This window comes from Glutamicibacter sp. (assembly GCF_035257265.1).
GTDB lineage: Bacteria > Actinomycetota > Actinomycetes > Actinomycetales > Micrococcaceae > Glutamicibacter.
In genome coordinates this window covers 1-20231 of record NZ_DATEXC010000027.1, presented here as the reverse complement: position 1 = coordinate 20231, position 20231 = coordinate 1, and the positions used below count along the sequence as shown (strand labels likewise).

20 protein-coding genes and 1 tRNA gene are annotated in these 20231 nt (G+C 55.3%); 15 read left to right on the top strand and 6 right to left on the bottom strand.

Going from position 1 to position 20231, the window contains the following annotated elements; genetic code table 11:
* Positions 1 to 87: 87 nt before the first annotated feature.
* The 5 genes from VJ369_RS06115 to VJ369_RS06095 all read left to right on the top strand — a co-directional run bounded on the left by VJ369_RS06115 (position 88) and on the right by VJ369_RS06095 (position 4559).
* Entirely contained in the window at positions 88 to 2322 is a 2235-nt protein-coding gene (locus VJ369_RS06115; RefSeq protein ID WP_324091213.1) for a carbon starvation CstA family protein, read from the top strand.
* Positions 2312 to 2515 carry a YbdD/YjiX family protein gene (locus tag VJ369_RS06110; RefSeq protein ID WP_324091212.1) on the top strand — a complete coding sequence of 68 codons (204 nt, stop codon included), beginning with the start codon at positions 2312 to 2314 and terminating at the stop codon, positions 2513 to 2515. Before VJ369_RS06115 ends, VJ369_RS06110 begins: the two co-directional genes overlap by 11 nt.
* A 156-nt stretch (positions 2516 to 2671) precedes the next feature.
* Entirely contained in the window at positions 2672 to 3121 is a 450-nt protein-coding gene (locus VJ369_RS06105) for a hypothetical protein (RefSeq protein WP_324091211.1), read from the top strand.
* A 59-nt stretch (positions 3122 to 3180) separates the two neighbouring features.
* Positions 3181 to 4023 (top strand): aldo/keto reductase, encoded by an 843-nt coding sequence (locus tag VJ369_RS06100; protein WP_324091210.1) that lies wholly within the window; start codon positions 3181 to 3183, stop codon positions 4021 to 4023.
* A 281-nt stretch (positions 4024 to 4304) separates the two neighbouring features.
* Complete coding sequence (locus VJ369_RS06095) at positions 4305 to 4559, top strand: hypothetical protein (protein ID WP_324091209.1); 255 nt, start codon at positions 4305 to 4307, stop codon at positions 4557 to 4559.
* Positions 4560 to 4626: 67 nt separating this feature from the next.
* Here VJ369_RS06095 and VJ369_RS06090 read toward each other — a convergent pair.
* The 4 genes from VJ369_RS06090 to tmk form a co-directional block, all read right to left on the bottom strand.
* Positions 4627 to 4698, bottom strand: a tRNA-Thr gene (locus VJ369_RS06090).
* Positions 4699 to 4783: 85 nt separating this feature from the next.
* A complete protein-coding gene (locus tag VJ369_RS06085; protein WP_324091208.1) occupies positions 4784 to 6211 on the bottom strand; it encodes an alpha/beta hydrolase in 1428 nt (475 codons plus the stop codon).
* A 160-nt stretch (positions 6212 to 6371) separates the two neighbouring features.
* The gene (locus VJ369_RS06080) at positions 6372 to 7526 is read right to left on the bottom strand and encodes a DNA polymerase III subunit delta' (protein WP_324091207.1); all 1155 of its coding nucleotides are present in this window, start codon (positions 7524 to 7526) and stop codon (positions 6372 to 6374) included.
* Positions 7523 to 8176: a dTMP kinase gene (gene tmk, locus VJ369_RS06075; protein WP_324091206.1), complete on the bottom strand. Its 654-nt coding sequence runs from the start codon at positions 8174 to 8176 to the stop codon at positions 7523 to 7525. Before tmk ends, VJ369_RS06080 begins: the two co-directional genes overlap by 4 nt.
* 146 nt (positions 8177 to 8322) lie before the next feature.
* Here tmk and VJ369_RS06070 point away from each other — a divergent pair, with 146 nt between their 5' ends.
* From VJ369_RS06070 to VJ369_RS06055, 4 genes are all read left to right on the top strand, one after another.
* Complete coding sequence (locus VJ369_RS06070; protein WP_324091205.1) at positions 8323 to 9480, top strand: trans-sulfuration enzyme family protein; 1158 nt, start codon at positions 8323 to 8325, stop codon at positions 9478 to 9480.
* A 55-nt stretch (positions 9481 to 9535) separates the two neighbouring features.
* Positions 9536 to 9847 (top strand): DUF2516 family protein, encoded by a 312-nt coding sequence (locus VJ369_RS06065; RefSeq protein ID WP_105678015.1) that lies wholly within the window; start codon positions 9536 to 9538, stop codon positions 9845 to 9847.
* A gap of 125 nt (positions 9848 to 9972) precedes the next feature.
* Positions 9973 to 10719 (top strand): phosphoglyceromutase, encoded by a 747-nt coding sequence (locus tag VJ369_RS06060; RefSeq protein ID WP_324091204.1) that lies wholly within the window; start codon positions 9973 to 9975, stop codon positions 10717 to 10719.
* 202 nt (positions 10720 to 10921) lie between these two features.
* Complete coding sequence (locus tag VJ369_RS06055; protein WP_105678017.1) at positions 10922 to 11224, top strand: DUF4193 domain-containing protein; 303 nt, start codon at positions 10922 to 10924, stop codon at positions 11222 to 11224.
* A gap of 385 nt (positions 11225 to 11609) precedes the next feature.
* On the opposite strand, the gene phoU is transcribed toward VJ369_RS06055, so the two are convergent.
* Complete coding sequence (gene phoU / locus VJ369_RS06050) at positions 11610 to 12263, bottom strand: phosphate signaling complex protein PhoU (RefSeq protein WP_105678018.1); 654 nt, start codon at positions 12261 to 12263, stop codon at positions 11610 to 11612.
* Positions 12264 to 12455: 192 nt separating this feature from the next.
* On the opposite strand from phoU, the gene VJ369_RS06045 reads away from it, so the two are divergent.
* Both VJ369_RS06045 and VJ369_RS06040 read left to right on the top strand, forming a co-directional pair.
* Positions 12456 to 13670, top strand: coding sequence for a sensor histidine kinase (locus VJ369_RS06045; protein WP_324091203.1), 1215 nt, complete (start codon positions 12456 to 12458; stop codon positions 13668 to 13670).
* Positions 13667 to 14347, top strand: coding sequence for a response regulator transcription factor (locus VJ369_RS06040; protein WP_324091202.1), 681 nt, complete (start codon positions 13667 to 13669; stop codon positions 14345 to 14347). Before VJ369_RS06045 ends, VJ369_RS06040 begins: the two co-directional genes overlap by 4 nt.
* 106 nt (positions 14348 to 14453) lie before the next feature.
* Here the strand turns inward: VJ369_RS06040 and VJ369_RS06035 are convergent, their stop codons facing one another.
* Positions 14454 to 14993: a hypothetical protein gene (locus VJ369_RS06035; RefSeq protein ID WP_324091201.1), complete on the bottom strand. Its 540-nt coding sequence runs from the start codon at positions 14991 to 14993 to the stop codon at positions 14454 to 14456.
* Positions 14994 to 15341: 348 nt separating this feature from the next.
* Here VJ369_RS06035 and VJ369_RS06030 point away from each other — a divergent pair, with 348 nt between their 5' ends.
* The 4 genes from VJ369_RS06030 (at position 15342) to rlmB (ending at position 19735) form a co-directional block, all read left to right on the top strand.
* On the top strand, positions 15342 to 15827 hold the full coding sequence (locus VJ369_RS06030; protein WP_096256216.1) for a CarD family transcriptional regulator: 486 nt from the start codon (positions 15342 to 15344) through the stop codon (positions 15825 to 15827).
* Between the two features lie 115 nt (positions 15828 to 15942).
* Positions 15943 to 17184 (top strand): 2-C-methyl-D-erythritol 4-phosphate cytidylyltransferase, encoded by a 1242-nt coding sequence (gene ispD, locus VJ369_RS06025; RefSeq protein ID WP_324091200.1) that lies wholly within the window; start codon positions 15943 to 15945, stop codon positions 17182 to 17184.
* Positions 17185 to 17253: 69 nt separating this feature from the next.
* Positions 17254 to 18705, top strand: coding sequence for a cysteine--tRNA ligase (cysS, locus tag VJ369_RS06020; protein ID WP_324091199.1), 1452 nt, complete (start codon positions 17254 to 17256; stop codon positions 18703 to 18705).
* Between the two features lie 46 nt (positions 18706 to 18751).
* Positions 18752 to 19735 (top strand): 23S rRNA (guanosine(2251)-2'-O)-methyltransferase RlmB, encoded by a 984-nt coding sequence (rlmB, locus tag VJ369_RS06015; protein WP_096256191.1) that lies wholly within the window; start codon positions 18752 to 18754, stop codon positions 19733 to 19735.
* Positions 19736 to 20231: the final 496 nt, after the last annotated feature.

The following is a 20231-nucleotide window of genomic DNA, read 5'->3' as shown; positions in this document are numbered from 1 at the left end:
AGTAACTCTGTGGTATTACCACGTGACCCGCTCCACAGGGGCGGGTCAGCATCATCACTTTAAACTTACCGAGGAGGTTACTCTTTTATGAGTACCCAGCAAGCACTCCCGCCGGCAGGTGTGGACCCAGAGGTCGTTGAGCGCGAGGATAAGCGTTGGACCCCGCTACGCATCGCGATCTGGGTTGTTATCGCTTTGATTGGCGCCGTGGCCTGGTCCATGCTCGCTTTCTCCCGCGGCGAGACCATCAATGCAATCTGGTTCGTCTTTGCGGCGGTAGCAACGTACCTGATTGCCTACCGTTTCTACGCGAAGTACATCGAACGTAAAATTGCCAAGCCAGATGACTTCCGAGCCACACCAGGCGAATATGTGAACAATGGTCGTGACTTTGTCCCGACCGACCGCCGAGTGCTCTTTGGACACCACTTCGCAGCGATCGCCGGAGCTGGGCCCTTGGTCGGCCCGATCCTTGCTGCTCAGATGGGCTACCTGCCAGGAACCATCTGGATTATCTTGGGCGTTATTCTTGCCGGCGCCGTGCAGGACTACCTAGTCTTGTTCTTCTCCATGCGTCGCGGCGGGCGTTCGCTGGGTCAGATGGCCCGTGAAGAGCTGGGGCTGATCGGTGGTACCGCTGCACTCATTGCGACGCTGGCGATCATGATCATCATCGTGGCAATTTTGGCGCTGGTGGTGGTGAACGCATTGGGCGAATCAGCTTGGGGTGTCTACTCGGTGGGTCTAACTATCCCGATCGCACTGTTCATGGGCATCTACCTACGATTTATCCGGCCAGGCAAGATCCTAGAGATTTCGCTTATCGGTTTTGCCTTGCTGATGTTTGCCATCATCTCTGGCCGTTGGATCGCCGAATCGGCATGGGGAGCTGAATTCTTCCACCTCGAACGAACCACCATCGCTTGGGCGATCATCATTTACGGTGTCATCGCAGCGGTTCTTCCAGTCTGGCTGTTGCTCGCACCGCGCGACTACCTGTCCACCTTCATGAAGATCGGCGTGATCGGTCTGTTGGCCGCGGCGATCATTGTGGTCCGCCCAGAGATCAGCGTTCCAGCATTCTCCGAGTACGCTTCTCGTTCGGATGGACCGGTCGTCTCGGGTTCCTTGTTCCCGTTCTTGTTTGTCACTATTGCCTGTGGTGCGCTCTCCGGATTCCACGCGTTGATCGCTTCGGGAACCACCCCGAAGCTGGTCGAAAAAGAGCGTCAGACGCGCTTCCTCGGTTACGGCGGAATGCTCATGGAATCTATGGTGGCCATCATGGCGCTGGTCGCCGCGATCTCAATTGACCGCGGAATTTACTTCGCCATGAATTCCTCGGCTGCTGCTACTGGTGGCACCGTAGAGACCGCTGTTGCGTTCGTGAACTCCTTAGGTCTGGCCGGTGTCGACTTGATTCCAAGCCAGCTGACCGAACTCGCAGCAAATGTGGGTGAACCATCGGTGGTTTCGCGCACCGGTGGCGCGCCAACGCTCGCCGTGGGCATTGCCGTGATCATGAATCAGTGGTTCGGTGGAGTGGCCATGATGGGCTTCTGGTACCACTTCGCCATCATGTTTGAAGCGCTATTCATTTTGACCGCTGTAGATGCGGGCACACGTGTAGCTCGCTTCATGCTGCAAGACACTATTGGTAACTTCATTCCTAAGTTCAAGGACACGTCGTGGCGTCCCGGAGCCTGGTTATGTACGTTAATCATGGTGGCCGGGTGGGGATATATTCTCATCCTCGGAGTGACTGACCCGCTGGGAGGCATCAATACGTTCTTCCCACTGTTCGGTATCGCTAACCAATTGCTCGCTGCAATCGCCTTGGCCGTGGTGATGACGATCGTTGCCAAGCGTGGCAATTTCAAGCACCTCTGGGTCATTGTGCTGCCACTGGTGTTCACCGTCGTGGTTACTTTTGTTGCCTCGTGGCAAAAGATTTTCTCCCCCGATACCAAGGTGGGCTACTTCGCGAACCACAACGCATTCAAGGACGCCCTGGCTAATGGCGAGACCTCTTTCGGCTCGGCTAAGAACATCGAAGCCATGGAAGCCGTCGTGTATAACACCGGCGTCCAAGGCTGGCTTTCGGTCATCTTCCTGGTGCTCACGGTGATTGTGATCGCCGCTGCCGTTGTTGAAACCATTAAGGCCAAACAACGAGGCGGTGGCGTGAATACCGAGGATCCATATGTAGATTCAAAGATCTTCGCACCACAAGGAATCATTTCCTCGCAAGCTGAAAAAGCTCTTGAAGCACAGTGGAAAAATGTTGCTCCAGAGCCGAACGTAAATCGTGATGGGCACTAGCATGCTCGGACTTCGCGTAAGGCTGGACCAGATGGGGCGCTTTATGGAAGGTGTGCTGGGTGCTGACAAATACCGGCAGTATCTTGAGCATCTCGCCAAAACCCATCCGGACGCGGAGCCGATGTCGGAACGTGAGTTCTGGATTGACTACACCAACTGGCAGGAGCACAACCCGCAAGGGCGTTGCTGCTAACCGGTAAGCCACCTTAGTGAAGGAGCCTTGGAACTCGAAATAATTCGAATTCCAAGGCTCCTTCAGCGTTACTCCATGCCATCGACCGGGAAGATTAGGCGGTGGCCGGTAGTCTGGTACTAGTTTATTTGGTAGCAACCTAGCAAAAAGAGTGTGATGGGTTTTTTCTCGCGTTTACGCGATCAACGTGCAATCAGCCGTGATCTTGGGCAAGGCGTCTGGCGGCGTGCCCACGACAGGTTTGTGCGCTCCTTGGACCGTGTTTTTCAGGTTCTAGAAGGAATCGACGACAACAACCTGTACAACGAAGTTGTCGTGCGCGCTAACGAACTAGCGGACTTGCTCCCGCAGGTGCGCCAGCTGTGCATCGATGCGCAGAAGCTGACTCCCAGCGAGGATGAGCACATCCCGCAGACGACATCTCAAGTACACCGGGCACTGACAAAGTCAGCCAATGACTTGGCAACCACGGCTCAGGTGATTGCGATGATGCGCATGCAAACTAAAGATGGCGAAGAAACTAATTTGAAGCCTGTTGAGCACAGAGCCCAAATCGTTAAAGATGATGTTTCGCAGGCGGCTAAATTGCTTGCTGACGTCAAGTAAAAGAGGGAATCGTGGTGCCGGTCACCCGTCCATCCAGATTCATGCACTAAATTAGTTGCATGATCCAAACTGTTCCACAAACTAATTTCCATGATGGTAACTGCATCGACCAGATCGGCTATGGTGTCTGGAAGGTCGCAGACGCTGAAGCTGAAGTTGCCGTAGGCAAGGCACTAAAAGCCGGTTACCGACACATTGACACCGCACGTATCTACGGAAACGAAGAGGGCGTCGGACGGGCTGTTGCCAGCAGTGGCATCCCGCGTAGTGAAATCTTCGTAACTACCAAAGTCTGGAACTCTGATCAGGGCTACGACAAAACGATCGCCGCAGCCGAGGCTTCTCTAGAGCGGTTGGGGCTGGATTATGTTGATCTGTACCTGATTCACTGGTTACAGCCACAGCGTGGCACCTACGTGGATACCTGGAAGGCTCTGATCCAGCTTCAGAAGGATGAAAAAGCTACCTCCATCGGTGTCTGCAACTTCACCGTTGAGGCGTTAGAAGAACTCTACGAGCAGACCGGTGTGCGTCCGGTGATAAACCAGGTGGAAACCCACCCGTACTTCCCGCAAACCGAACTTCGTGTATATGAAGCTAAACATGGCATCGCGCACGAGTCATGGTCTCCGCTCGGCCACGGCGGGGAATTGCTAACGGACCCAGTCATCGTTGATATCGCCCAGAAGCATCAGGCCAGCGCAGCGCAGGTAGTAATCGCCTGGCACCTCGCCGTGGGTAACGTAGTGATTCCTAAGTCGGTCACCGATTCACGGATCATCGAGAACTTCGAAGCGATTGAGCTGAAACTTGATGACGAAGACCTTGCAGCGATCAATGGTTTAGATCGCGGTGCAGAGGGACGTATCGCTGCGGACCCTGCGGTCTCCGATTTCGAGTAATTCCTAGTCTGTACTACCTTAAGCCAAGGCCTGAACTTCGATCAGAAGTTCAGGCCTTGGCTTTTTCGTTTAACGGTGACGCGGACGCTTCCAAGATCTAACCCGGGGTGCATTCAACCTGGCGACATTAACAAGTGAGCAGTCATCGCCCGACCTGGGTAACGGATCAGTTTAGAGAGACTGCGCATCATTCATGTTGGATCGCTACCTATTTCAAAGAATATAGCACAGAGATCGATTATGATTGAGCTAACCAAACCTACTTAGTCGAAAGATATAAGTTGATAAATAAAAAACCAGGCAACGATACTTTGATCTTTTTCTGGCTAATGATAGCGCTCAGCGTGATCGGATTCCTATTGCAAGCCATTGGCATGCAGCGGTCGTACCAAGACGGCGGCAGCAATATTATGGCGCTTTCTGGCTTCGAAGTCGCCGGGTACGGTTGTTTTTTAGTTTCCTTCATTTTTGGAATCGTTGTAATGCATAAAGTCATCGCAATGATGATCCATTTGGTGCATGCGCGAAGCCGCTAAGCGAAGAGGAAAACGAAAAACCCCGGAACCACATGTTTAACACGGTTCCGGGGTTTTTCATCAGCCGAGCCCCCTGGCGGATTTGAACCGCCGACCTGCTCTTTACGAGGGAGCTGCTCTACCCCTGAGCTAAGGAGGCCGATACCTGTAAACAGGCACCATGTAACTTTATCTGAGTACGTCAGAGATCGTCAAAACGAGTCACGGCTGTGAAGCTTTGATGCTCAGCATCGAGTTCCGTCCTTGGGGGCTTCGCCCTCGACGAGATAGTCCTCCACTGCCTGATCGATACAGTCGTTAGAGCGACCGTAGGCAGTATGTCCGTGCCCTTCATAAGTTAGCAAAGCGGCGTTAGATAGCTGGTTCGACAGCGATTCTGACCACTTGTAAGGGGTGGCAGGATCCTCGGTGGTACCGACGACAAGGATTTTATCTGAGCCCTTTGCCTCTAGCTTCTTAGGGTTACCAGTTGCTGGGTATTCCCATTCTTTGCAATTTAGGGCGTAGTAGGAAAAGTATTTGCCAAGTGTTGGGGCGACGCGCATAAGTTCAGTGGCCTGTGCCTGCATGGTCTCGGGATTCGAATCCATAGGCCGGTCAAGGCAATTGATCGCAACAAAGGCTTCATCAGCGTTTGAGGTGTACACACCATCTTGGTCTCGGCTGCTGGAAAGATCTGAAAAAGACAGGATCGGGTCAACATTGCCGGACATAGCTTCGGTCATGGCGGTGCTCAGCGTTGGCCAGCTGGAGTTGTCGTAGAGCGGAATGATGAACCCATTGACGAAGTCGATGATGGGAACAGTTCGTCCATCGCTGGATACTAGCGGCTCATTTTCAATCTGGGTAAAGAAAAGCTGCAACTGCATCTTGGCTTCTTCAAGCGTTCCGTCGAAGGGGCACTGCTCGCCGTCCAAACAACTTTGAAGCCAAGCATCGATTTCTCCTTCAAAGCCGATTGCTTGTTCTTTATCTAGCTCTGCCGTAGTAATCGTTGGATCCATCGCGCCGTCTAGAACTAAACTACCCACACGTTGCGGAAAGAGATCTGCGTAGGTAGCACCAAGGAATGTGCCATAAGAAAAGCCGAGATAATCTAGTTTTTCGTTCCCCAGCACTGCGCGAATGATATCTAAATCCTTGGCTGCGGAGACGGTATCAACATGTCCAAGGAGATCGCCAGTACCTTGTGCGCAGTCCTTGGCATAATCTTTACTCTGCGCAACTAGCTCTTCGCGGTCTTCGGGGACCCACGCTCGCAAATTCTCTTGCCGGCTCTGGTCTTTCTCCTCATTCGTTTCGCACTGAACAGGGGAGCTTTCGCCCACTCCACGAGGGTCGAACCCGACGGTGTTAAATTCGCGCTTAACCTTATCGCTAAAAATGTAGGGTGCTGTTTCGGTGAGCATTTCCATTCCAGATATGCCTGGGCCACCCGGGTTGATCAGAAGATTTCGCTTTGCGCCCTCGGATACGCGACGGTTGAGCGCCAGATCAATGTTCTGATCCTCAGGGTTGGCGTAGTCCAAAGGGACCTGAATCGTTGCGCACTCGACCCCGTTTTCGCAGGGCTCCCAGTGGATGTCCTGCTCGTAGTACGTGGCTAAGGCGCCTTGGTCTTGTGGAGAAGCGCTAGGTTGATTTTGAGACACAGAAGTTTCGGACGTGCTGTTAGTCGGCTCGCCTCCGGCACAGGAAACCAAAGCGAGGGACAGGACTGCGCCGGCGGACGCTGAGCGGAGCAATGAAGAGCGTGCAGGCACTGTTGCGTCTCCTGAGTAGAAGGAATGTGAGAAATGAGTGGTGGAAGGCCTAGCGGCGTCCCGGTTTAGGGAGCAACCGGGCCATCAGGGCTTCTAGCGCAATAAGTTGATTGACGTTGGCAGCCAGTCGTTGTCGGGTTTCGTTAATGGCGTCCAGCTGGGCCAGGGTCTTTTCGCTGCGTTGGGAAGCAGCATAAGGCTCTAGCTTGTCTCGCAGATGTTCGTTGATTAACTCAATCCCCGAATGTAGTTGCAAGCTGAGTACATCTCGGAAAAAAGTGGTCAAATCTATCAGCGTCCGGTCAAGCGCATCAAAAGTGGCACGCCTGGCGAAGCGTTTGGCGTTTTCTTCTAAAGATTTAAACTGGCTACGTAATCCAGGCGGAATATTTTCGTCTTCACCCAACCCATTTGCATGGCGTAATTCTGCCATTTGAGCGTTGAGTTGGGAACCGGTCATTGCCTCGGCTTGTTCACTGGACAGAGCCGAGATATCTGAGGCGGCAGCCATTGCTTGAGGAAGAGTAGAAAGCCGCAGTGGCAGTGTGACAACCTTTTCGCGGCGCTCACGAGCATTTTCGTCACGAGCCAGCAGACGCGCTACGCCGATATGCGATTGTGAAACACGTGCCGCAAACTGTGCCATCTGCGGGTCTAGACCATCACGTCGAACTAAGAGGTCTGCTACGTCAGCGGCTGAGGGCACCGACAGATTAACGGCTCGACAGCGAGAACGAATGGTGACCAGAACGTCAGCAGGTGAGGGGGCGCAGAGAATCCAGATCATCATTGCTGGCGGCTCTTCAATCGCCTTCAGCAGAACATTCGTCGTTCGCTCAGTCATCCGGTCAGCATCTTCAATGATGATGATGCGCCACTTACCTTTTCCCGCGCGTTCTTGGGCACGGGTAATCAAATGACGGACATCTTCGATCTGGTAGGCGACCTTATTCGTCGACACAAAGGACACGTCAGGGTGATTGCCGGCCATGACCTGCTTGCAGGCTTCGCACTGACCGCAGCCAGCTGGAGTCTGGGTGCACTGCAGCGCCGCAGCAAACGCTCGCGCCGCGGTGGTTCGTCCGGAACCCGGCGGGCCGGTCACCAGCCACGCATGAGTCGGGTTTCCCTGATCTACTTCGGCTATCAGTGAGTCGGCCACTCGCTGTTGGCCGGCGAGCTCGGCAAAGACCGGCCGGCTCACAGCAAGCCTGCAAGGTGCGTAGTTATTTGCTCTTGGAGCTGCGCAATTCCGCCGGTGGCATCAATAATCAAGTAGCGCTGCGAGTCCTTCGCTGCCAGTTCCAAGAACGCGTTGCGGATACGCTCATGAAATTCATCCGGCTCGGCTTCCAGCCGATCGGCCTGCTCCACTCCGTCGGTAGCTGCGATTCGCCGAGCTCGGCCATCAGCAGCGGAAATATCCAGGATAATCGTGACATCTGGTTTCAGCCCTGAGGTAGCAAAATCATTGATGGAGGCGACGGCATCAAAGCCGAGCGCTCGTCCCATTCCCTGATAAGCCAATGAGGAATCGACAAAGCGATCACAGATGACGTGAGTCCCGGATTCTAGCTTTGGCTCTATGAGCTGTTGTACGTGGGCCGCGCGCGCAGCGGCATACATCAGTGCTTCGGTCCGCGAATCAATCTCGCCGTGACCATGCTCAAGCACTAAAGAACGTAACTTCTCACCGATTTGGGTGCCACCTGGCTCCCTGGTGGTGGCTACGCGGGAGCCACGATTTTCCAACCACTGGCGGGTCATGTCCACTTGAGTGGATTTGCCGGCACCGTCGCCGCCTTCAAAGACGATGAACAGGCCACGCTGGGATGCAGTCGAATCGATACTCACCCCTCTACCCTAGCTAACATGGCCGAGTAAAAAGGTACTTTAGCGGGGCCACCGAGCTAAGAGTGACGAACAAGCCGAGTCATAACCTGTGCTTCGCGCGTTAACGCTTGTGCGATGCCGTGGGTGACGGGCGTAATCTGGTGCTCATGAGTCAACAGCAAGATCTTTCCACACCAACGCCATCATGGGACCCCAAGACACTGATCGTCGCCGGGGGACGCCCTGCGCACACAAACGATGGTCCGGTCAATCATCCGATTACCTTCACCTCGACCTATCACTCGCATGGTTTGGCTGGTGCGGGAGATCGTGTCTATGCAAGATTTTCGAACCCCAGCTGGGATCCTTTCGAGGAAGTATTAGGCCAGCTAGAGCAGGCAGACTATCCGGCGTTAGTCTTTTCCTCTGGGATGGCGGCCATCTCCGCGGCGCTGACCCTGGTCCCCGAGGGCGGCGTGCTTGTATTACCAAAACATTCGTATAACGGATCACTGGGCTTGAGTGCCGAACTGCAAGCCGCAGGCCGTTTCACCGTCCGTCCGGTTGATGTCGCTGATACCGATGAGGTGCTCCGCGCGATCAGCGGTGCCGACGTGCTCTGGTTGGAATCTCCCACCAACCCGATGCTGGAAGTTGCGGATCTTCCTGCCCTGTTGGCTGCAGCGAGGGCCGCAGGAGTGTTGAGCATTGTGGATAACACCTTCGCTACACCCCTGCTGCAACAGCCGTTGACCCTGGGCGCGGATCTAGTAGTCCATTCGGTGACTAAGTATCTTTCGGGGCATTCGGATTTGATCCTCGGCGCGGTGGTCACCTGCGATGAACAATTGCGCAGCAAACTCCATGGGCACCGCACCCTGCACGGCGCTATTGCCTCGCCGATGGATGTCTTCTTGGCCTTGCGTGGTGTGCGCACGCTCTCGGTGCGAATCGAACGGTCTCAGGCAAACAGCCAGATCTTGGCCGAGCGCCTCGCAGAGCATTCAAAGGTGACCTCCGTGCGGTATCCGGGGCTGCCCACGGACCCCGGACATCAGCGTGCTACCGAGCAGATGAGTGGTTACGGATCGGTGATTTCCTTTACTGTAGGCACAACGTCCGCAGATGCGGACAAGCTCATCAATGCCCTTGCGTTAATTACCGGAGCTACCTCACTGGGCGGAGTAGAAACTCTTGCCGAGCGCAGAGCCCGCCATGCCAATGAGCCTGACAGCGTTCCTGACAATTTGATTCGCCTCTCGGTAGGCATCGAGGCGGTCGAAGACTTGTGGCTGGATCTGCACCAAGCCTTGGAACTGATCTGAAGACTCGCGCAATAGTGGTTGCCGTGTCTACCTGCACAAAAGGTAGAGTGTAGATATGGGCTTAGCATTATTAATTGAGGCGTACATGATGTATGCGCTCAGCATTGTTGTTGGCATAATCGCCATCTGGGCATTAGCTGATTGTGTACGTCACCAGGCGGCGCGCTACACCCAAGAAGGTAAGCGCACCAAAGGCTGGTGGATGGCATTGACCGGTGGTGCCACGATCATTTCGGTACTTACCGTGATCTCCGGCCCGGCTAGCAGTGGGGGGTTCCTTCAACTGATCTCCGCCTGTGTCGCCTGCGTGTACCTTGCTGACGTCAAGCCCGCGGTGAGTGGCCAGAGCGGTAACTGGTACAACTAAGCTAAGCCGCGCAGATGACACTTTTAGCACCCCGGACTTCGCCAGATGAAGTTCGGGGTGTTGTTTTTTGCGCGACGGCTTAACTTTCGCGCGGTAGTAGTGTGCGATTGGCTAGGATGGAGACTATGACCCATACTTTGATCTTGCTTCGCCACGGGCAGAGCGAATGGAACGAAAAGAACCTGTTCACCGGATGGTACGACGTGAACCTAACTGCCAAGGGTCGCGCCGAAGCCGCACGTGGCGGCGAACTGCTGGCCGAGGCCGGTTACAAGCCTGAGGTACTGCATACCTCGCTGCTGACCCGTGCGATCACCACCGCCAACCTCGCGCTTGAGGCTGCCGGACGCGGGTGGATCCCAGTACACCGTGACTGGCGTCTGAACGAACGTCACTACGGTGCATTGCAGGGCAAGGATAAGGCGCAGACTTTGGCCGAGTTCGGCGAAGAGCAGTTCATGCAGTGGCGTCGTAGCTACGACACTCCGCCACCGGCCTTGGACGATGCCTCGGAATTCAGCCAGGCAAACGATGAGCGCTACGCCGAACTAGGCGAGAACGCTCCACGCACCGAATGCCTCAAGGACGTACTTGAGCGGATGCTTCCGTACTGGGAAAACGAGATCAAGTCTGACCTGTCCGCAGGGAAAACCGTCTTAGTCACGGCGCACGGCAACTCGTTGCGCGCGTTAGTTAAGCACCTGGACGGAATCAGCGACGAGGCCATCGCCGGTGTGAATATTCCTACCGGTATCCCACTGGTTTATGAATTGGATGAAAACTTCCAGCCAATCACCGCTGGTGGAACTTATCTGGACCCAGATGCTGCTGCCGATGCGATCAAGGCCGTAGCGAATCAGGGCCGTAAGTAGTCCTTAGTGAATTTTTCCGAGGCGGACTGGTGCTCTCATATTTCTTGAATGCGCCGGTCCGCCTCGTTGTTTCTTAAGCCTAAAATCCAAATGAATGACAGGCTGTGAGCGAAACAACGCCACACGATTGTGTTTCTGGTATTAGTATGCTGTAATCTCCTATTTCGAATAGGCTCAATGGCTCACGTTAGGAATGCAATTCGTGGCAACTGATTACGATGAAGTCCGCCCGGACGTTGCCGAGGCGCGTAAGGCTTCTCTAGACGCGGTTAAGTCCGCAAACGCACCAGACGCCAAGAGCGTCGTGAGCGAGCTCGACGAGGCCGATCACACCGACGGTATGGACCTGCCAGGTGCAGACCTGTCCAACGAGGAACTAACCGTTACGGTTGTTCCGCAGAAGGAAGACGAGTTCATCTGTGGCTCGTGCTTCTTGATTCGTCACCGCTCACAGCTAGTTCGTGAAGAGGGCAACGTAGGTTTCTGCGTTGAGTGCGAAGGGTAATACCCAATCTTGATGCTGGTCCACTCCTTGTGGCCCAGCAGCAGTTAGGGGGTGGTGCATCTACTGTGCACCACCCCCTAATGTTTTAAGCCGCTGAATCGGCCAGCTGAGAAGACGCAGCCTTAGGCGTTGACCATTCCAGCACTCAATGCCGTGCCATCGACGCGTAGACCCTGCGCGGGCAACGGAGTGGCTAATAGGGCGCCGGGCTGGGAAATGGACCTACACGACCTTAAGGGCGCATATCTTGAAGATAGCCATGGTCATCTTTTGCAATCTACTTTCCCTACGGCGCGCAACGGACAAAACAAACGGCGGTGCAGGTTATCGGAATGAACCGAAAGCATGCACCGCCGTTGAATTTTATGGACCAAATGAATTGAGTTTAAAACTCGGCTGGATCCCATTCGCCGGTTACTAGGTAGGTCACCTTGCGGGCTACAGATACCCCGTGATCACCGAACCGTTCAAGGTAGCGGCTGGTCAGCGAGACATCTACCGTGGTTGGCGCCGTGGCATCCCAGGATTCGTCAGCGATCACGGTGAACACGCTGGCGTGCAACCCGTCCAGCTTGTGGTTCAATTCAATGATTTCCCTTGCGATCGCCAGATCGCGGGTATCAAGCAGACGCCCGACTTCCTTGGCAATCTGAATATCTACCTCCGCCATCTGTGCGAAGGTCTCAGAAATCCGCTCCGGGATTGCGTGATTAGGGAAGCGCAGTCGGGTTAGCTGAGCTAAGTGCCGTGCGAGGTCGCCCATGCGCTCCAGTGAAGCGCTCATGCGCAACGAGCCAACAATCATGCGCAGGTCCGAGGCCACCGGCCCCTGCAAAGCGAGGGTGTCGATGGCGCGCTCGTCGAGCTGATTCTGCAGGAAGTCGATTTTCGCGTCTGCTGCGATGACTTCCTGTGCCAGATCAACGTCGGCATTGGCCAGTGAATCCCAAGCGCGGTCCATGGCGATGGCCACCAACCGGGACATTTCGATCAGCTCTTCGCCGATTTGCTGCAGATCTGCCTGAAATACCTTACGCATTGAAGGTCCTTTCGAGTTACGGAATCCTATGCCCCTGTTTTTGGGCATGGCGGAGGGTCTGCTTCCACCTTGCCAGCGGGTTATTAACGAATATCCCACGGAAAGTGAACGTTTGGTGAACAGCCTACAGAAAAGCGCTAATTAGCGTCATTTGGAACCTTCACCACGTGTCATGGAAGCTAGTCTAATAATGTGAACGAAGTGATTTCGACCCTGCTCGCCGGCCTGATCGGTTTAGCCTTGGGACTAGTTGGGCTGGCCGCCTACCGCTTTTCGCAGCGGCGTGCCTCCGGACTTCCCGATGTTGACGAACCGATACTGCCCGAAGGTGCCGCCTCGGTACTCTCGGTCATTGGCCGCGCGTTTGTGATCCTGGATGACGTGGACGGCGTGGTTCGTGCCAACCCCGCTTCCTATGCTTATGGGCTGGTACGCGGGCACACACTGGTCCATGAGGAACTTTCCACGTTAGTGCGTCAGGTACGCGCCGATGGGGTCATTGCCGAAAGTCAATATGAGTTGCAACGTGCCACCTTGGGCGCCGGACAGCTAATCGTGCATGTACGCGTGGCCCCGCTAGGCGAGGAATACATCCTGCTGCTGGCCGATGACCGCACCGATATCACCCGCACCGAGGCGATGCGTAACGACTTTGTAGCGAACGTATCCCACGAGCTGAAAACCCCGGTCGGTGCGATGTCGTTGCTGGCCGAGGCGATCAATGACGGCGCGGATGACCCGGTTGCGGTACGCCGTTTCTCTACCCGTATGCAAAAGGAATCAAAACGCTTGGCAGCTTTGGTCCAGGACATTATCGAATTGTCCCGGCTGCAGTCCAGTGATTCGATCCTGCACGGTGAAGACGTAGCGATCGAATCGGTGATCAGCGAGGCAGTTGACCGCAATAAGCTACTGGCCGAGGAAAAGGGTATCAGCATTACCGTGGGCGGGAAGCTCGACGTGGCAATCCACGGCGACGGCGATCTGCTGATGACTGCCCTGCGTAACCTGATCGATAACGCGATCCGTTACTCGCCGCCAAATACTACCGTCGGGGTTGGGCTGCGTCAGCGCGATGGATATGCACAGATTTCGGTTACCGACCAGGGCCCTGGGATCTCCGCCGAGGAGCAGGAACGCGTTTTTGAACGTTTCTACCGGGTGGATGGTGCGCGTTCGAGGCAAACCGGCGGCACCGGCCTAGGGTTGAGCATCGTCAAGCACGTCCTGGCAAACCATGGCGGCGAAGTGTCGTTGTGGTCGCAGCCCGGACAGGGATCCACGTTCACACTCAGACTTCCCATAGTGGATGAAGAAGGGGCCGAGCCCTCGGAATTGGCCACCGATACGACGAATGATAAAGCGAGCGCCACGAGTGTGGCGGATCGTGAAGGAGAACGCCGATGACCCGCATTTTGATCGTCGAGGACGAAGAGTCGCTCTCGGACCCACTTTCCTACCTGTTGGAACGTGAAGGTTTTGAGGTGCGCATCGCCGACGACGGTATTGTGGCTGTCACCGATTTTGAGCGCCACGGCGCCGATTTGGTGCTGCTTGACTTGATGCTTCCCGGACAACCGGGCACCGAGGTGATTCGGCAGATCCGCGCCACCAGCCAGGTCCCTGTCATCATGCTCACCGCTAAGGATTCGGAAATCGACAAGGTGGTGGGACTTGAGCTCGGCGCGGATGACTACGTCACCAAGCCGTACTCCTCACGTGAACTTCTGGCTCGCATCCGTGCGGTGCTTCGCCGGCAAGGCGAGGCCGAAGAATTGATCACCAATGTGGTCACCGCCGGCCCGGTACGCATGGATGTTGAACGCCATGTGGTCTCGGTGAGCAATACCGAGGTAGCTATGCCTTTGAAAGAGTTTGAGCTGCTAGAAATGCTGCTGCGCAATGCCGGCCGGGTGCTGACCCGTGGTCAGCTCATCGACCGTGTGTGGGGCAGCGATTATGTGGGAGACACTAAAACTCTTGACGTGCATGTGAAGCGACTGCGTTCGAAGATTGAGGCGGATCCGGCAATCCCGGAACACCTGGTTACCGTGCGTGGGCTCGGCTATAAGTTCGTAGCCTAAACAGCTAGAGCAACACCGGGAAACAGCAAAGGCTTCGGTCCTCGACCGATTCACTCTCAGGAGGGAATCGTCGAAGGCCGAAGCCTTTATTTATTGCTTGAGTTGCTTAGTGGCCCGAGGTTGACTCGTGCTCGACCGGCTTCAGGTGCTCGGTCGTTGCTGAATCGTAACCGCCGGGAACGAAGTCGCGGTATTCGGCGAGGGTTCCATCGACAACTGGAACGCTGAAGTTAACGTTTTTGCCGGCTGCGGTGAAGGTAGTCTCTGCGTGCTCACCTGGTTTGACGCCCAGTGCGGAGATGACCTTCTCGTTCTTGTCATCTTCCAGCTTGACGACCTGCTTGGCAGGAACGTCGATGCTCACGGCGGCGGCCGAACCGGCCTTGATCTGCACGCTGACTGCGCTATCTGAATCGTTGACTACCGATCCGATGAGGCGGGCCTTGGAATCGTCGGCGTTTGCGACGAACATCAGGTTGCGAACCTCGGCATTGGCAACATCAACATGGATGCCGTCGGATGCGTTGTACTGGTCAGTAGTCGACTGCTGGTTGATGGCGCCACAGCTGGTGACACCGAATGCCAGGGCAGCCACGGCTAGGGACGTAGCAATACGACGTCCAGCGGTCATGCGTGCGGTGATCACGGCACTAACTCCTCGGTGAGAATAATGAGTTGCGGATTCGCGGCCGTTTTCGGTGTTCCGCGCCCAAGGCGCAGGGGAACACGAAGACCACGACTGGTACTAAGCCTAACCGTAATTCGCTCTAGAACGTGATTTAGCGACGTGCAACACATTGATTTCGACAAGTTGTAGTAGGTTGTTGCGGTTTGTGGGAAAGGGGTGGTCCGCTCAACCTGTTAACTTCATACCACGTTTCTCCCGCAAGTGGAAGAGGTTCTTCCGCGTCTTTTCGCGGTTATTTGGGCCATAGTGAAGATTTTCGCAAGCCTGCCCGTGGTAGACTGGGAGGTGGGAAAGGGGTTTATTCACATGGTTTTTGAGGTTGGCGAGACTGTTGTCTACCCGCACCACGGCGCGGCAATGATCGAAGAGATCAAAATGCGCAAGATCAAGGGCGAAGAGAAAATGTATCTCAAGCTCAAGGTGGCTCAGGGCGACCTGACCATTGAGGTTCCAGCTGAGAACGTTGATCTGGTTGGCGTGCGTGACGTGGTAGGTCAGGAAGGCTTGGACCATGTGTTCGATGTCCTTCGTGCTGAATTTACTGAAGAGCCGACCAACTGGTCGCGCCGCTACAAGGCAAACTTGGAAAAGCTTGCCTCCGGTGATGTCATCAAGGTGGCAGAGGTCGTTCGCGATCTTTGGCGTCGAGAGAATGACCGTGGCCTGTCCGCAGGCGAAAAGCGTATGCTCTCCAAAGCCCGTCAGGTATTGATCAGTGAATTGGCTCTGGCCAAGGACCTGGATGAGACCAAGGCAGAAGTTCTACTGGACGAAGTTTTGGCTTCCGCCTAAATTTTGTGGAGTCAGTAGCAGCAGAAGCTAAAAGACAAGTAACCGTGGGACGCCGTAAAGCGACCCACGGTTTAGTCATTTAATCAGTTCCGCGTTGCGCGATAGGCTGAGCCTCGTGAGCGAGCAACAAGAACAACCCGTAGCAGTAATCCTCGTGGCCGCAGGGACGGGAACCCGGCTAGGAGCCGGGATGCCTAAAGCGTTAGTCCAGGTGCGCGGAAAATCTTTAGCCGAGCACGCCTTGGACACCATGCTCCGTGTTCCACGGATCAAAGAAATTATCGTCGTGGTACCCCCGGACGATTCCCGGCTAACCGAGAAGCTGTCGGGTTATCCGCAGGTGGTGCGCACGGTCACCGGTGGAAGCAGTCGTGCTGCGTCGGTGCGTAAGGGGCTTGCCGAGGTGAGCACGGATGTCAGCTACATTCTGGTGCATGACGCAGCCCGGGCCTTCGCACCCGTGGCCCAATATGACTCAATCCTTGCTGAACTGGATAAGCCCGGTGTGCAAGCGGTCATCCCTGCATTGGCGGTGACAGACACCATCAGTGTGGTGGCCAGCGACCCAGAGACCGACAGCCAGATCCTGGTTCAGACCCCGGACCGCAGTACTCTGCGTGCAGTACAAACTCCGCAAGGGTTCGCTGCGCGAACGCTGCTGGAAGCTCACTCACGGTTAGATCACTACAGTCTTAAAGATTTAGAGCGAGTCACAGACGATGCGTCGATTGTTCGGGATTGTGACATCGCAGTACATATCGTTCCCGGCGACGCCCGCTCACTCAAGGTCACCCACCCTGAGGATCTCGATGCGGTCAACCGGCTGTTTGAGACAGCACCGCGGAATCAACTGGAGCAAAATATGGTCATCCCACGTATCGGCAATGGCATCGATGTTCACGCGGTCAGCAGCGATCCGACACGACAAATGTGGCTTGCGGGGCTTTTCTTCCCTGATGACATTGGGTTATCCGGGCATTCCGATGGGGATGCGGTAGCTCACGCAGCCTGCGACGCCTTGTTCTCCGCCAGCGGTATAGGTGATCTAGGCACTCACTTCGGGGTGGATCGACCAGAATTTGCTGGTGCCAGCGGTGTGAGCCTGCTTGCAGAAGCGGCCCGGCTAGTTCGCGAGGCCGGATTCGAAATCGGGAACGTCGCAGTACAGTTTGTGGCCCGACGTCCACGCTTCGCTGCCCGCCGCGAAGAAGCAAACCAATTGCTTTCCGACGTGCTCGGTGCTCCGGTGAGTGTCACGGCAACAACCAGCGACGGATTGGGTTACGAAGGCGAAGGAATCGGGGTCACCGCATATGCCACCGCACTGGTCTATCCGGTGCTCTCAGAGGGCGAGTAGTCAACACGTCGGTGCGTTCCTTATCGCATCCCTGCACAACCATGAGTTTCTTCGGATAACCTTAAAGATGTGAGCCTGCGATTTTATGACACCAAGACTGCGTCCGTACGAGACTTTAAGCCGTTAACCGACGGCGAAGTGAAGCTGTACTACTGTGGCGCAACCGTGCAGGGAATGCCGCACGTAGGTCACGTGCGTAGCGCTATTGCCTATGACATCTTGGTGCGTTGGCTCGAATACCGTGGATATAAGGTCACCACGGTGCGTAACGTGACGGATATCGATGACAAGATTCTGGAGAAATCGGCAAACTCCTTTGCCGAAGGTTTCACCGCTGACCAGTATTACCAGCCAAGCGAAGCTTGGTACGCGCTGGCCTACCGCTTTGAACAAGAATTTGCTAACGCTTATGCGGCACTTGGGGTACGCAGGCCAACTTACGAGCCACGTGCGACCGGGCATATCACGGAAATGCATGAGCTGATCGAAACGTTGATCTCCCGGGGGCATGCTTACCCGGCGACCGATCTCTCCGGAGATGTGTACTTCGACGTGCGTTCCTTCGAAGCCTACGGTTCATTGACCCGACAGAAGATCGATGACATGCAGGCTGCCGCCGACGCAGATCCGCGTGGCAAGCGGGACCCGCGTGACTTCGCCCTATGGAAGGGGCATAAGGAAAGCGACCCCATCACCGCATCATGGACCAGTCCATGGGGACGAGGACGTCCCGGATGGCACTTGGAATGCTCGGCCATGGCGGCTAAATATCTTGGTACGCACTTCGACATTCATGGTGGGGGACTAGACCTACGCTTCCCGCATCACGAAAATGAGTTGGCGCAGTCAACTGCCGCCGGCCAAGGGTTTGCCAACTACTGGATGCACAACGGCATGGTCACCTATGCCGGAGAAAAGATGAGCAAGTCCATTGGCAACACGATTTCTCCGGAAGAAATGTTGCAGTTGGCTGAAGCCCGAGTCGTTCGATACTTCCTGGGCCAGGCTCAGTACCGTTCACAGTTGGATTACCGCCCAGATTCGCTGACCGAGGCCGCCGCCGCGGTAGAACGTATCGATACGTTCATTTCCAACGCTAACTACCGGGCCGCAAACAGCGGTAGCGCGGTGCAAGCAACCACGGTGCCTGAAGCTTTCGGTGCCGCCATGGATGATGACCTCAACGTGCCGATGGCGCTGGCCGCATTGCATGAAGCGGTCCGTCGCGGAAATGCCGGGCTGGATGCGGACGATGACGCAATCGTGTTCGAATCCCTCGGCCAGGTGCTGGCCATGACTGAAGTTCTAGGACTCGACGATGCACGAAGCAGCTCAAACGCTGAGCACAGCGCGGAAGCGGAAGCACTAGACACTTTGATTCAAGCGCAACTAGCGGAGCGAACCCAAGCGCGTGCAGCGAAAGACTGGGCGCGTTCGGATGCTATCCGCGACGCCCTAGCTTCCGCAGGTATTACCGTGGCTGATTCAGCCGACGGTGCCCGCTGGACCCTGACCAAATAACCGCACCCGCGGCCAAAATAAGAATTCATAACAAAGGACAGATCAAATGAGTACTCCTCAAGAACGCGCGGGAGCGGTTCGCAAGGGCAAAAAGGGCCCAACTAAGGGCAGTGGCGGCAAAGGCCGCCGCTCCCTAGAGGGCAAGGGCCCCACCCCGAAAGCCGAGGATCGTCCTTACCACAAGGCTTACCGCACCAAGGAGCTGGCCGAACGCGCTGCAAACAAGCGCACCGCAGCTAAGCGCAACGACCGCATCAAGGTTAATGCGGAAATGGTGACCGGCCGTAACTCGGTTGTTGAAGCTCTGCGCGCTGGAATTCCGGCGAAGGCGCTGCACGTTGCAATTCGTATCGAGGTTGATGACCGCGTACGTGAGTCATTGAAGCTTGCTAACGAGCTTGGTATCCCATTGATGGAAGCCAACAAGGTAGAACTTGAGCGGATGACCGACGGTGCAATCCACCAGGGCCTCGCCCTGCAGATCCCGCCGTATGAATACAAGGACGCTGTACAGCTGGCACAGAAATCCGTGAAGGATTATGCCCGCGGCTACAAGCGCACCCAGCCACTGTTCATTGCTCTGGACGGAATTACCGATCCACGCAACCTTGGCGCCATCATTCGTTCCGCCTCGGCCTTCGGCGCTGATGGCGTGATCATCCCAGAACGTCGCAGTGTCGGGATGACTGCTTCTGCTTGGAAGACCAGTGCTGGTGCAGCGGTACGAGTACCAGTTGCTAAGTGCAGCAACCTGACCAATGCCTTGAAAGAAATCAAGTCTGCCGGAATCTTCGTGATTGGCCTGGACGCCGGCGGCAATATGGATCTGCCAAATCTGGAACTAGCCACCGGTCCACTTTGCATCGTTGTCGGTTCCGAAGGTAAGGGCCTGTCCCGTTTGGTTCGCGAAAACTGCGATGCGATCGTTTCGATTCCTATCGACTCTGCGATGGAGTCATTGAACGCTTCGATGGCTGTGGGCATCTCGCTCTACGAGGTTTCTCGTTTGCGTAACGCCGAAAGCAAGTAGGCACATAAATTACCGTTGGGCTGGTTTCCCCGTCATTTGGCGGAGAAACCAGCCCAACTACTTTAAGCGTGAGCTGGTTCATAAGGTTGTTTTTTGCCGATTGAGGCAATCTCAAAGGTGTAATGCGCAAGAGTTTCCCGGAAGTACGGGAAATTCGCGATGAATAACTGGCGTAATGGACGATTTTGCGTTCACCCGCAAGACGTGTAGAGTTACTTCTCGCGCCGCTTGAACGGATTGCCCGCAAGGGATGCGAATTCAAGGGACGTGAACAAGTCGGAAACATCGAGTTGACAACAGTCAACAAGGTGGTAAGCTTGTAAAGTTGCTCCGGAGCGAAGTAGTCACCGAGTTTTGGTGGTTGTGGTGTCGAGAGTGTTTGTTGTTTGAGAACTCAATAGTGTGCCAAGTTTGTTGATACCGAATTATTTTTAATTTGGTGGATATATAACATTTGCTTGGAATGATGCACCCCCGTGTGTTGTTCCGAGTGTTT